We start from the raw sequence: 12,624 nt of genomic DNA, 5'->3' as shown, positions 1-12,624 counted from the left end.
CAAGTATTGCAAATACCGCCATGCTGGGGCGTTCGTTGATGCCGGTCATGCTGCAAAGGGGGTATCACCCGACGCTTTCGATGGGGCCCATCATGGCCACGGGGGCCATTGCCATGCTGATACCGCCTTCGGCGTTGGCAGTGTTGGTAGGCAGTTTGGCGGGTATGTCGATTTCACGGCTGTTGTTGGCGGGTATCGTGCCGGCGCTGTTCATGTCGCTGCTGTTTTTTGCATATATTATCGTGCGGGCCAAGCGGCGCCCTCAAGACGCACCCCCCGAAGATCCCGTCAAGCGAACGCCCAGAGAGCGTTGGCTGCCGTTTCTTATTTATGTCGTGCCGCTGTCGGGCATCTTGATTGTGGTGGTGGGCTCGCTGATTTTAGGTGTTGCCACCCCTACCGAATCGGCCGGGCTGGGCGTTATTGCATCGTTTATTGCGGCCGCGGCGTATCGCTGCTTAAGTTGGCAAGCCGTTAGAACCACCTTGGCTGAAACCGCAAAAACCAGCACGATGATTCTCTTCATCATCATGGCTTCCACCACCTTCAGTCAGATTCTGGCGTTTTCGGGTGCCACCAGCGGCATGGTCAGCGTGGTAACGGGCTTTGGGGCCGATCCGCTCATGATCCTGATCATGATGATGGTCGTCTTGCTGATCTTGGGCTGCTTCATCGATCAGGTCAGCATGGTCATGATCACGGTGCCGCTGTTTATTCCCATTGCTAACGCGGTGGGTCTTGACCTGATCTGGCTGGGCGTCATTTACCTCATCACCATGGAGATGGGCTTCCTAACCCCACCTTTCGGACTGCTGTTGTTTGTCATGAAGGGCATTGCGCCTCCAGAAATCCGCATGTCCACTGTTTACAAGGCGGCTGTTCCGTTTCTGGCGATCGAGATGTTCGTTCTTGTTCTCATCCTGGCGTTTCCGCAAATCGCCCTGTGGCTGCCCAGCCTGATACGTTAGGCGGGGCCGCCCTTGCGAGCTTGCACGCAATGCCTTCTCGGTTGAAAATGGGCTGCTAGTAGTTTAAAGCGGGGGCTGAATGCGTGTTCTGGTCATTGGCGGCACCGGTTTTATCGGCCAGCATCTGGTGGCCTGCCTTGTCCGTTTAGGGCACTCGGTTCATGTGCCCACGCGCCGGTATCAAAACGGGCGCGACCTGCTGGTGTTTCCGCCGCTTACCCTCTTCGAGGCCAATGTTCACGACGACACCGAGCTCGAGCAGCTGCTCTCCGAGGTAGACGCCGTCGTCAACCTGGTAGGCGTGCTGCATAGTCGGCCGGGCAAGCCTTACGGGCCCGAGTTTGAGCGTGCGCATGTCCAGTTGCCGCGTCGCATCGCGGCGTGCTGCCGTAAAACAGGGGTGCGCCGCTTTTTGCATGTCAGCGCGCTGGGGGCCGACCCTGATGGGCCTAGCGCCTACCTGCGCTCCAAGGCGGCGGGCGAAGCCGCCATTCGGGCCGAGTTTGCTTCGTATCCCGAAGGGGCCTACACCATCTTCAGGCCGTCGGTCGTGTTTGGGCGCGAAGACAACTTCATGAATCTATTTGCACGCCTGGCAAAATGGCTGCCGGTCATACCCTTGGCCGGTGCCAAAGCGCGTATGCAACCTGTTTACGTGCGTGATGTGGCCGCAGCCATAGCCAAGGCGTTGCCCAATTCGGCTACTTACGGCAAAACCTACACCCTTGCGGGCGTATCACAATATACCCTGGCCGAACTGGTGCGCCTGGCCGCACGCTGGAGCGGTCGGCCGCGTCCGGTGTGGCCTGTGCCCAGATTTGTGGGTTATTTGCAGGCGTGGCTGTTCGAGTTATTGCCGGGGCGGCCCCTGATGTCGCGCGACAACCTGAATTCGCTCAGGGTGGACAACGTTTCCGAGGTAGCCATGGATGCCGAATTGGGCGTGAACCCGACGCCGCTTGAGTCGATCGCGCCCAGCTACCTGCGAGGCGGCCGGGCCGACCGGTGGCCGGTGTATTGAAAAGACATTGCAGTAGTCGGCCAGCTTAGCCCCGGGCAGCTCAGCCCCGGGCAGGTTAGCCCCGGGCAGGCTACGCCCGGTTCGCGATTACTCTACCGCCTTGACCATGTCTTCCAGCACCTTTTTGGCGTCGCCGAACACCATCATGGTCTTGTCCATATAGAACAGCTCGTTATCGAGCCCTGCATAACCTGCGGCCATTGAACGCTTGTTGACGATGACGGTGCGTGCCTTGTAGGCCTCGAGTATGGGCATGCCCGCAATAGGCGATTGCGGGTCGGTTTTGGCTGCCGGGTTGACGACGTCGTTTGCGCCCAGCACCAGCACAATATCGGTTTGCGAGAACTCGCTGTTGATATCGTCCATTTCGAAGACCTGGTCGTAGGGCACTTCGGCCTCGGCCAGCAGAACGTTCATGTGGCCGGGCATGCGTCCCGCAACGGGGTGAATCGCGTATTTTACGGTGACACCCTTGTCGGTGAGCTTTTCGGCCAGCTCTTTAAGGGCGTGCTGGGCTCGCGCCACGGCCAGGCCATAGCCCGGCACAATGGTGACTGTCTCGGCGTTGCTCATGAGGAAGGCCGCGTCATCGGGGCTGCCCGACCGGACATTGCGTTGTTCTTGTGCGCCGCCTTGGGCCGCCGAACTGTCGGAACCGAAACCGCCCAAAATAACGTTGATGAACGAGCGGTTCATGGCCCTGCACATGATGTAGGACAGAATGGCGCCCGACGAACCCACCAGCGAACCGGCAATGATCAGCATGGGGTTGTTCAGCGAAAAGCCGATGCCCGCCGCAGCCCACCCCGAATAGCTGTTAAGCATGGAGACCACCACGGGCATGTCGGCGCCGCCGATAGGAATGATGATGAGCACGCCAAGAATAAACGCCAGCGCCGTCAGGATGATGAACGGCAGCCATTCCTGGGTGGCCATGAACCACAGCCCGCAGGCCAGCATGACCAGCGCCAGGACCAGGTTCAGCATGTGCTGGCCCTTGAAGACCACCGGTGCCCCCTGAAACAGGCGAAACTTATACTTGCCCGAGAGCTTGCCAAAGGCAATGACCGAACCAGAGAAAGTAATGGCGCCCACGAAAGTACCGATAAACAGCTCAAGGCGGTTGCCCACGGGCACCCCGCCTTCTGGCGTGGCGATGCCGAAGGCCTGTGGCTCGGCAACGATGGCGACCGCAATGGCTACCGCCGCCAGGCCGATCATGCTGTGCATGAAGGCGACCAGCTCGGGCATTTTGGTCATTTCGACCCGTTTGGCCATAAGGGTGCCGATGCTGCCGCCCACTAACAAGCCCAGCAGGATCCAGCCCAGCCCAACTGCCGCCGACCCCTGTGCGAGGCTGACAATAAGCGCCGCGGTGGTAAGCACGGCAATGGCCATGCCGACCATGCCGAACACGTTGCCACGCAGCGAGGTGGTGGGGTGCGACAAGCCCTTGAGCGCCTGAATGAAGCAGATCGAGGCCAGCAGATAAAAGAACGTGACAAGATTGATTGAGATCACGATTTGCCTCCGGCCTTTTTATCTTTTTTCTTGAACATCTCGAGCATGCGACGCGTGACCAGGAAGCCGCCGAATACATTGACGGCCGCCAGCGCCACCGCGAACACGCCCATGAAGCGCGCCAGATTGCCTTCGGTCAGGCCTGCAGCGAGCATGGCGCCCACGATGATAATGGCCGAGATGGCATTGGTTACCGCCATAAGCGGCGTGTGCAGCGCCGGAGTGACGTTCCAGACCACGTGGTAGCCTACATAAACGGCCAGCACAAAGATAATGAGGTTGATCAGGGTTGGGTTGATGGCGTCCATCAGGCGCTCCTAAGCACGTTGCCGTTGTCGGTGACCAGGCAGGCGGCGACGATTTCGTCTTCGCGCTGTATGGCCAGGCTGCCTTCTGCGTCGGTGATCAGTTTAAGGAAGTCGAGCACGTTGCGCGCGTAAAGCGCCGAGGCATCGGTGGCGACCATGGCCGGAAGGTTGGTATGGCCGATTAGGGTGACCCCGTGCTTGACCACTACGGTGTCAGGCTCTGAGAGCGGACAGTTGCCGCCACGCTCGACCGCCAGATCCACAATGACCGAGCCGGGTTTCATGGCCTGAACGGTTTCTTCGCTGATAAGCGTCGGAGCGGGGCGTCCGGGGATCAGTGCGGTGGTGATGACAATATCGGCTTGCTTGCAGCGTTCGGACACCAAAGCCGCTTGCCGGGCCATCCAGGCGGCAGGCATGGGTCGGGCGTAACCGCCCACGCCCTGCGCAATTTCGCGTTCTTCGTCGGTTTCGAACGGCACCTCGATAAACTTGGCGCCCAGCGACGCGACCTGCTCTTGCGCGGCAGGCCGCACGTCAGAGGCCTCGACCACGGCGCCCAGCCGCTTGGCCGTGGCGATGGCCTGCAGGCCGGCCACACCGGCGCCCAGCACCACGACCCGGGCAGCCTTGAGTGTGCCGGCTGCGGTCATCATCATGGGGAAGATACGCCCATACTGATTGGCCGCCAGCATCACGGCCTTATAGCCGGCCAGATTGGCCTGAGAAGACAGGACGTCGAGGCTTTGAGCGCGTGTGATTCGTGGGGCCGCTTCCAGGGCGAAGGCAGTAAGACCCGCTTGCGCCAGGGCGGTCAGCCCTTCGTGGTTGAAAGGGTCCAGCATGCCGACAAGCACCCCGCCTTTTTTCATGTGTCCCAGCTCGGGAGCGGAAGGCGCCCTTACCTTAAGGACCAGGTCGGCCGCCAGGGCGTCTGCGGGGCTGCCCAAGGTGGCGCCGGCGGCGACGTAGGCCTCGTCCGGGTAATGGGCGGCCGCGCCGGCTCCGGTCTCGACAACCACGCTGTGCTTGCCTGAAATGTACTTTTTGATGGTTTCTGGTGTGGCGGCAACACGTGATTCGCCCGCCGCGCTTTCGCGCGGAATACCAATTAGCATAATGTACCCCCAGGTTTGCGGCTTTCGGTGTGATTGGTGTTTTGATTGTCAACTATAACCGAGGAGCTGAGCCGGCTTGCGCACCGGCCCGTACTTTTTTGTGCGAATTTACCCCTTGGAAGCTTCGAGTGCCTGAGAAATATCGGCCAGGATGTCGTCGATGTGCTCGATGCCGATCGACAGGCGCACCATGTCTACGCCTACCCCCGCTGATTCGAGCTCTTCGGGGCTGAGTTGCCGATGGGTGGTAGAGGCCGGGTGGCAGGCCAGCGACTTGGCATCGCCGATGTTCACCAGGCGCAATATCAGTTGCAGGGCGTCGATGAAGCGTGCGCCGCCTTCGTATCCACCCTTGATGCCGAACGAGAGAATGGATGCGGGCTTGCCGCCAAAATACTTTTGTGCCAGCTGATGTTCGGGATGGTCGGCCAGGCCGGCGTACTGCACCCAGGCCACCTGGGGATGTTGCTTCAGGTATTCGGCCACCTTTTGTGCGTTTTCGGTGTGCCGCTCCATGCGCAAGGCCAGGGTTTCGATGCCTTGCAAGATAAGAAACGCGTTGAAGGGCGACAGCGCCGAGCCCGTGTTGCGCAGGGGAACGACCCGGCAACGCCCGATGAAGGCGGCGGGGCCCAGGGCTTCGGTATAGACCACGCCGTGGTACGACGGGTCGGGTTCGTTGAGCATAGGAAAGCGCTGCTTGTGCTCGGCCCACGGAAACTTGCCCGAATCGACAATGGCGCCGGCCAGCGTGGTGCCATGGCCACCCATGTACTTGGTAAGAGCATGAACGACGATGTCGGCCCCGTATTCAATTGGACGGCACAGAGCGGGCGAGGCCACCGTGTTGTCTACGATAAGCGGCACACCGTGGCGGTGCGCGGCTTTGGCAAGGGCTTCGATATCGACCACATTACCAGCCGGATTGCCGATGGTTTCGCAGAATACGGCCTTGGTATTCTCGTCGATAAGGGCCTCGAGGGCGGCAATGTCGTTATGGGGCGCAAACTTGACGGTAATTCCCTGACGCGGAAAAGTATGGGCGAACAGGTTGTAGGTGCCGCCATACAGTTTGCTGATCGACACGATGTTGTCGCCGACCTGCGCAATGGCTTGAATGGCGTAGGTAATGGCTGCCATGCCCGAGGCCACCGCCAGTGCGCCGACGCCGCCCTCAAGGGCGGCCACGCGCTCTTCGAGTACGGCATTGGTCGGGTTAGTGATGCGGGTATAGATATTGCCCGGCACCTTGAGGTCGAACAGATCGGCACCGTGCTGGGTGCTGTCGAATGCGTACGAAGTGGTTTGGTAGATGGGCACAGCCACCGATTTGGTGGTGGGGTCGGGCTTATAGCCTGCGTGTACAGCAATTGTCTCGAGTTTCATGGGCGATGAACTGTAGGGGTCTTTGTCGGTCTTATACGAAAAACTATAAGATAGCGTATTTGGAATCGGCCGGTTTCATATTATGCAACGGTGGGGCTGAGGCCATGGGGTCTTGCGGCCCCCGTGGCGCGACCGTCCGCGTAGAGTAGCATTCACGGTCCGGATTGTGTGACATCGCTGGGGAAAACCCCGGCATTCTGAGGTAGCAAATGAAAGTTGGGTTTAAACGTGTGTTGGTGGGCTTGCTTGCGCTGGTGGCTCTTGCCCTGGCGGCCCTGGCCATCTTTCTGCTTACGTTCGACCCCAACGCCTACAAAAGCAAGTTCGAAGAAATTATCTACGAACGCTATCAGCGCACCTTGTCCATCGAAGGCGACATCCAGCTATCCATGTTCCCGCGCATTGGCCTGTCGGTGCAAAAAGTTTCCTTGTCCAATGTCAATGCCCCCGACGATCTGTTTGCGTCCTTAGACAGCGCACGTTTTGCCGTGGCAATTTGGCCCTTGCTGTCCAACCGCTTTGTCGTTGACCACGTCGCCATCAGCGGATTCAAGGCGTGGATACGTCGCGACGAACAAGGCCAATACAACTTCAACGACCTGATCGAGGGCAGGGCCGGCCCACCGGAGCCCATCGCACTGACGCCCGACGCCAGGTCGCCTGCGGAACGCGAGGCTTCGGTGGTGGTGCTGAAAGAAGCCGTCGCCCAGCCATTGGCCGAAGGCGGGGTTCGGCCCGAGGCGTCGCGCAAAGAGGCTGCGCTTCATATCGATATTGCAGGCCTCGAGCTGCGAGACGGCGAAATTCATTATCTTGATGCCAAGCGGGCCAAGGCCGCTCGTCTGGTGAACCTGCAACTGAACACCGGCCGCATGACATTCGATCAGCCCTTTGACGTTTCCATGCAGGGCAAGCTGCAGGGCGAAGAGCCGCGGGCCGACGCTACTGTCGAGGGCCAGGCTCAGGTCAAGATCGATCCGCTACTTGAAACCTATTCGGCACAAAGACTGAACTTGCTAGTGTCGGGCCTTCTCGGCCCGCTTGATGCCAATACCGTGGCGCTACGCGGCAATTTTGCCTACAACGGTTATTCGCGGATGGTCGATGCCAGCGGCGTCGAGATGCAGGTGCAGGGCGCTGTCGAGGGCGAGCAGCCTATTCACGCCCTTAACGCCAGCCTGACCATGCCCCGCCTTAAAATCGACCAGGCTCATTCTGAATTCAACGTTGAAAGAATGTCGTTTCGGGCCACCGGCGGCTTGCCCGATAGCAAGTTCGACCTGGCGTTCGATGCCCCGCGTCTTTCGATCTCGCCCGAAACAGCCGAGGGCGAAGCCGTGGCGGGTACGGTCAAGCTCGAGGGTCGCCAGACTCTGGGGCTCACCTTGGGTATGAGCGGCCTGGGCGGCAATGCCTGGAATCTGGCGCTTAAAGAGCTTAAGGTCGATGGCAGCCTGAAAAGCGGTCAGCACCTGATGCTGGTCAATATGTCCACCCCCGTGCAATGGGACGTACTCAACGAGAAGGGTACGTTTTCGGCCATCAAGGGGGATGTCACCATTCGGGGCACCGAAGACGCTGCGCCGGCCTTCGAGTTCCCGCTCATAGGCAGTTTGCACGCCGATCTGGTCAAAGACGAGATCAACAGCGAAATAAACGCCGTGCTTAATGGCGCCCCCTTGAATTTCAACGTCAAGGCAACCCAGCTTTCCAACCCCAAACTAAGGTTTGCCTTGCGGGCCGACATGCTTGATTTTGACAAGCTACTGCCCGTTGCCAAGCCCGCAGCCGAAAAAGCTGCGCCCGCCCCTGCAGCGGCAAAAGCCGCCCCGGCCGAGCCCGGCCCGGCGGCTGCGGCAAAACCGGCCCAGGCCGACCCGGCTCAAGTCGAGCCCCCCGAGCCGATCAATCTGAAAGCACTTAACGACATCGACGTGGCCGGCACCGTAAAACTGGGCGGCCTGAATCTGCGCGGTGTCGAGGCCGCCAACGTCAATATGTCGATTACGGCTGCGCAAGGCAAACTTAATGTGCAAGGTATCACGGCCGATCTTTACGAGGGTTCGCTTACCGGCGCGTTCACGGCCAACGCCGATAACCAGTTTACGGGTCGCTTGGGCCTGAAGCAGGTGGCGATGGGGCCGCTGTTGCGCGCCTTGAGTGGTAGTGATCGTATCAGCGGTACAGGCAATGTAAGCATTGACCTCAACAGCCATGGCGCCACGGTTCCCGCCCTTAAAAGCGGGCTTGCCGGAAGCGCCACCTTGCAGGTGCGTGAGGGCGCGATCCAGGGCATTGACCTTGACCAGACGCTGGTTCAGGTAGGTGGCGTGCTTAAAAGCGTGATTGACGGCCAGGGGCCCGATTTGAAAATGGGGTTCGATCTGGGCAAACGCACTCAGTTCACGTCACTGGATGCCTCGCTGGCCATCAAGAACGGGGTTGGCAACATTCAGAAGCTCGACTTTCGCACGCCCTTGCTGCGTGTCACGCAGGGCAAGCCTGCCACCATCGATCTGGTTGAAAACACGCTTGACCTGCTGGCCAATATTCGTGTGGTCAATGCGGGCGGCGGCAAAGATCAGGTCGACCTGTCTGTGCTGCGCGGAATGACCGTGCCGGTGCGGGTGGCGGGCGCCTTGAGCGGCCCGGAGTTTCGTGTCCAGTGGGATCAAATGGGCGGAAGCCTGATTAAAAACGCGATTCAGCGCGGCCTGCTCGATTTGGTGGATCAGCACGAGAAAGATCGGCCCGCAAATGCCCCAAGCCCGTCGCTGGTTCCGCCTGCATCGGGTGAAGAGGCGGTAAAAGGTCTGGGCAAGGCCCTGAAAGGTCTGTTGGGCGGTTAGGCAGGAACCTTGACCAAACGCTGGTATTTCAGCACAAGTTCCTGGGTGGATTCCTGGTGGGCCGGGTCGACTTCGATGCACTCGACCGGACACACCACCAGGCACTGCGGCTCGTCATGGTGCCCGACGCACTCTGTACAAAGATCGGGGTTGATCTCGTAGATTTCAGCGCCCATGTAAATAGCGGTGTTTGGGCATTGAGGCTCGCAGACATCGCAGTTGATGCATTCGTCGGTAATGTGCAACGCCATGGCTGTTCCTGCAAAAAATGGGTCAACAGCCCATTTTAGACCTGTTGCAGGTTATGGGCGAATCAACGCTTTACGAGCCCGCCTTTTCCTCGCGCAAGGCCTTGGCCTTTTCATGCAACCAGCGTTCGACCGACGGAAACACGAACTTGCTGACATCGCCGCCCAAAATAGCAATTTCGCGCACGATGGTGCCTGAAATGAACTGGTATTGGTCTGACGGGGTCATGAACAGGGTTTCTACTTCGGGCAGCAGGTGGCGGTTCATGCCGGCCATCTGAAACTCGTATTCAAAATCGGAAACGGCACGCAGGCCGCGCACAATGACGCGGGCGTCTTGTTCACGCACAAAATCTTTCAGCAGCCCGGCAAAGCTCTTGACCTCGACGTTGGGGTAATGACCCAGAACCTCTTGGGCGATCTCGACCCGTTCTTCAACGGTGAAGAAGGGTTTTTTGGCCTGGCTGTGCGCGACCCCCACGACGACATGATCGAACAGGCTGGCCGCTCGACGAACCAGATCTTCATGACCACGGGTAAGGGGATCGAATGTTCCGGGGTAGACGACAGTTATCATGTGGTTTCCGATTGGGTGGGGATTGCGTTGGGAGAAAAACTGCGATTATTGTCTTTTTCTTGCAGCGCAGCAAATTGCAGCAGGGCGAAGTGAACCTGACCTGCGCGGCTTTGTCGAATAATCGTAAAATTTGGCGGAGCCTGGGGTGGGGTTTCGGCTTCAACATAGACCAGCCCCTGGGGTGCCAAAAATGTTGGCAGCTCGTTCCATAGGCGGTCAAGCCATCCTAACCCAAAGGGCGGGTCAAGCAGCACCAGATCGTATCGCGAAGCGTCCAGCCGCTTTGCCACCACGGCGGCGTCACCGGCATGAATGCGCACGTTTTGGGCACCCAGCTTGGTTCGCAACGCGCGCAGGGCGGCGATGGCCGCAGGGTTGTTTTCGACCATTTGCACGTGTGCCACGCCCCGCGAGGCAGCCTCGAAGCCCAGGGCGCCGGTACCCGCGAACAGATCAAGAACCTGCTTGTCTGAAAACCGGCCGCCCCATAAATGATGCAGCCAGTTGTAAAGCGTTTCGCGTACGCGGTCAGGTGTAGGGCGCAAGCCGGGGGCGTCGACCACCGAAATTGGGGTGCGCCGGAAATCACCGCCTACAATACGGACGATATGTTTTTTCATGTTGATCCGGGTTTCCCGTATCGCTCAAAGCCATTCTGGGTAGTGTAAAGCCTATGTTCAGTTTTTTTAAAAGAAAGAAATCGCCTGAGACTGCGCCACGAGACGAGGAGGCGCAGGTCAAGGACGCGCAACAGGGCTCGTCCCAGGCCGTGCAAGACGAAGCAGTCGCGCGCGAAACCGCTCGCCTGGAGGCAGAAAGGCTTGAGGCAGAAAGGCTCGAGGCAGAAAGGCTCGAGTCAAAACGGCTTGAGGCAGAGCGGCTTGAGGCAGAGCGGCTTGAGGCAGAGCGGATCCAGATTGAACGGCTTGAGCATGAGCGAGCCGAGGCCGCGCGACTAGAAGCAGAGCGGATCGAAACAGAACGTCTTGAATCCGAGCGCCTTGAGGCAGAGCGCGTTGAAGCAACACGTGTTGAGGCGGAACGCCTCGAAGCCGAGCGCCTCGAAGCCGAGCGCCTCGAAGCCGAGCGGGCCGAGGCCGAAAAGGCGCAAGCTGCCAAGGCGCCGGCCAAGACGTCGTGGCTTTCGCGGCTCACTAGTGGGCTTTCGCGTACGGGGCAGAACATCAGCAGCCTGTTTGTCGGCGTCAAGGTCGATGAAGCGCTGTTCGAAGAGCTTGAAACCGCCTTGATCATGGCCGATGCGGGCATGGAAGCCACCGAAAAGCTGCTGACCGCTTTACGCGCCCGCGTACGCAAGGAAAAAATCACCGACGCCCACCAGGTCAAGGCGGCGCTGCGCGACTTGCTGGCCGAACACCTGACCCCCCTTGAAAAAACATTTCCCATCGAGCGCGCTTCGCCGCTGGTGGTCATGATTGCGGGCGTGAACGGCGCCGGCAAAACCACCTCGATCGGCAAGCTGGCGAACACCTTTCAACGTCAGGGCAAGTCGGTGCTGCTGGCCGCCGGCGACACGTTCCGCGCGGCTGCGCGCGAGCAGCTTATTGCATGGGGTACGCGCAACAACGTCACGGTCATTGCGCAAGAAGGCGGCGATCCGGCCGCGGTGGCGTTCGATGCGGTCAACGCCGGCCGGGCCCGGGGCGCCGACGTGGTCATGATTGACACGGCCGGTCGGTTGCCCACCCAGTTGCACCTGATGGAAGAGCTGAAAAAAATCAAGCGCGTCATCGGCAAGGCCGATGGGCAGGCGCCTCACGAAATACTGCTGGTGGTCGACGGCAACACCGGCCAGAATGCTATTTCTCAGATCAGGGCGTTTGATGCCGCCATCGAACTGACCGGTCTGGTGGTCACCAAGCTGGACGGCACGGCCAAGGGCGGCACGCTGGCCGCTGTGGCGGCCGGCAGCCAGGGCGTACGGCCCGTTCCGGTATATTGGATCGGCGTGGGTGAGGGCCTTGAAGACCTTCAGCCATTCGTGGCGCGCGAGTTTGCCACAGCAGTGGTCGGCGAATAAGTTTAATTTTTTTTATGTTTTACTCGGGCAGCGCAGCGTTGCCCCTGGAAAAACGTCTGCGCCAGCTCGACCTGGCGCACCTGCATGGCCCGCAGCCATCCGATGGCAAACCATGTTGCGGGCTGCTTCCCTTCTGCTGTGCCGTCTTTAGCGCGATAGTGGGCTTCGGCTATGTAGTAGTCGTTCAGGTCGCCCAGAATCTTTTGAATATCTTCCAGGGCTGCCCCCAGTTCGGCGCGGCTTGATTTGGATATGACCCCAGCAACAAGCTCAAGCCCGTAGCGCGCAAGTTTTACCTGCTTTCGCACCGAGTGCTGCTCTTCGTCGGAAAGCTCGTCGAAGTCATGCCCCTTTTTCAGGATCTTCTTCCACCATTTTTCAAGGCGCGACCGCAGTGCGGGTGCCAGCTCTTGCTGTTGTTTGGCTTTTTGTGACTTGCCTTTTTTGCGCTTGCCCGATTGCTGCTTGTGGCTTTCGGCGTCGCCAAGGTCGATTAGCTGTTGCAGCAGTAAAAGTAGCGCGGTCTGGAACTCGACGCTGCCGGCGCCGGCCATTGCGGCGTTGGACAGGTCGCCATCAGTATTTGA

The 12,624-nt window shown here is 59.6% G+C and carries 12 protein-coding genes; 4 read left to right on the top strand and 8 right to left on the bottom strand.

The window, feature by feature from the left end; translation table 11 throughout:
* Both VL003_RS06010 and VL003_RS06005 read left to right on the top strand, forming a co-directional pair.
* Positions 1-968: TRAP transporter large permease (locus VL003_RS06010; RefSeq protein WP_325440582.1), on the top strand; the 968-nt coding region annotated here is incomplete at its 5' end.
* 79 nt (positions 969-1,047) lie between these two features.
* Positions 1,048-1,989, top strand: coding sequence for a complex I NDUFA9 subunit family protein (locus tag VL003_RS06005; RefSeq protein WP_325440580.1), 942 nt, complete (start codon positions 1,048-1,050; stop codon positions 1,987-1,989).
* An 87-nt stretch (positions 1,990-2,076) separates the two neighbouring features.
* On the opposite strand, the gene VL003_RS06000 is transcribed toward VL003_RS06005, so the two are convergent.
* From VL003_RS06000 to VL003_RS05985, 4 genes are all read right to left on the bottom strand, one after another.
* Positions 2,077-3,510, bottom strand: a complete 1,434-nt coding sequence (locus VL003_RS06000; protein ID WP_325440578.1) for an NAD(P)(+) transhydrogenase (Re/Si-specific) subunit beta — start codon at positions 3,508-3,510, stop codon at positions 2,077-2,079.
* Complete coding sequence (locus tag VL003_RS05995) at positions 3,507-3,818, bottom strand: proton-translocating transhydrogenase family protein (RefSeq protein ID WP_325440576.1); 312 nt, start codon at positions 3,816-3,818, stop codon at positions 3,507-3,509. The genes VL003_RS06000 and VL003_RS05995 overlap by 4 nt, the downstream gene beginning before the upstream one ends.
* Complete coding sequence (locus tag VL003_RS05990; protein ID WP_325440574.1) at positions 3,818-4,936, bottom strand: Re/Si-specific NAD(P)(+) transhydrogenase subunit alpha; 1,119 nt, start codon at positions 4,934-4,936, stop codon at positions 3,818-3,820. The genes VL003_RS05995 and VL003_RS05990 overlap by 1 nt, the downstream gene beginning before the upstream one ends.
* Positions 4,937-5,044: 108 nt before the next feature.
* On the bottom strand, positions 5,045-6,322 hold the full coding sequence (locus VL003_RS05985; RefSeq protein WP_325440572.1) for a bifunctional O-acetylhomoserine aminocarboxypropyltransferase/cysteine synthase: 1,278 nt from the start codon (positions 6,320-6,322) through the stop codon (positions 5,045-5,047).
* Between the two features lie 209 nt (positions 6,323-6,531).
* On the opposite strand from VL003_RS05985, the gene VL003_RS05980 reads away from it, so the two are divergent.
* Positions 6,532-9,171, top strand: a complete 2,640-nt coding sequence (locus VL003_RS05980) for an AsmA family protein (RefSeq protein ID WP_325440570.1) — start codon at positions 6,532-6,534, stop codon at positions 9,169-9,171.
* Here VL003_RS05980 and VL003_RS05975 read toward each other — a convergent pair.
* The 3 genes from VL003_RS05975 to VL003_RS05965 form a co-directional block, all read right to left on the bottom strand.
* Entirely contained in the window at positions 9,168-9,422 is a 255-nt protein-coding gene (locus VL003_RS05975; protein ID WP_325440568.1) for a YfhL family 4Fe-4S dicluster ferredoxin, read from the bottom strand. The genes VL003_RS05980 and VL003_RS05975 overlap by 4 nt on opposite strands.
* A 70-nt stretch (positions 9,423-9,492) precedes the next feature.
* A complete protein-coding gene (gene coaD / locus VL003_RS05970; RefSeq protein ID WP_325440567.1) occupies positions 9,493-9,996 on the bottom strand; it encodes a pantetheine-phosphate adenylyltransferase in 504 nt (167 codons plus the stop codon).
* Positions 9,993-10,616 carry an RsmD family RNA methyltransferase gene (locus tag VL003_RS05965; protein ID WP_325440565.1) on the bottom strand — a complete coding sequence of 208 codons (624 nt, stop codon included), beginning with the start codon at positions 10,614-10,616 and terminating at the stop codon, positions 9,993-9,995. The genes coaD and VL003_RS05965 overlap by 4 nt, the downstream gene beginning before the upstream one ends.
* Before the next feature lie 53 nt (positions 10,617-10,669).
* Between VL003_RS05965 and ftsY the strand changes: the two genes are divergently transcribed.
* On the top strand, positions 10,670-12,037 hold the full coding sequence (gene ftsY / locus VL003_RS05960; RefSeq protein ID WP_325440563.1) for a signal recognition particle-docking protein FtsY: 1,368 nt from the start codon (positions 10,670-10,672) through the stop codon (positions 12,035-12,037).
* 2 nt (positions 12,038-12,039) lie between these two features.
* On the opposite strand, the gene VL003_RS05955 is transcribed toward ftsY, so the two are convergent.
* On the bottom strand, positions 12,040-12,624 hold a 585-nt coding region (locus VL003_RS05955), incomplete at its 5' end, for a CHAD domain-containing protein (protein ID WP_325440561.1).

Source organism: Pusillimonas sp. (assembly GCF_035515275.1).
In the GTDB taxonomy this organism is placed as follows: Bacteria; Pseudomonadota; Gammaproteobacteria; order Burkholderiales; family Burkholderiaceae_B; genus Pusillimonas.
The sequence above is the reverse complement of the archived record's forward strand: the minus strand, read 5'-3'. Positions and strand labels throughout refer to the sequence as shown.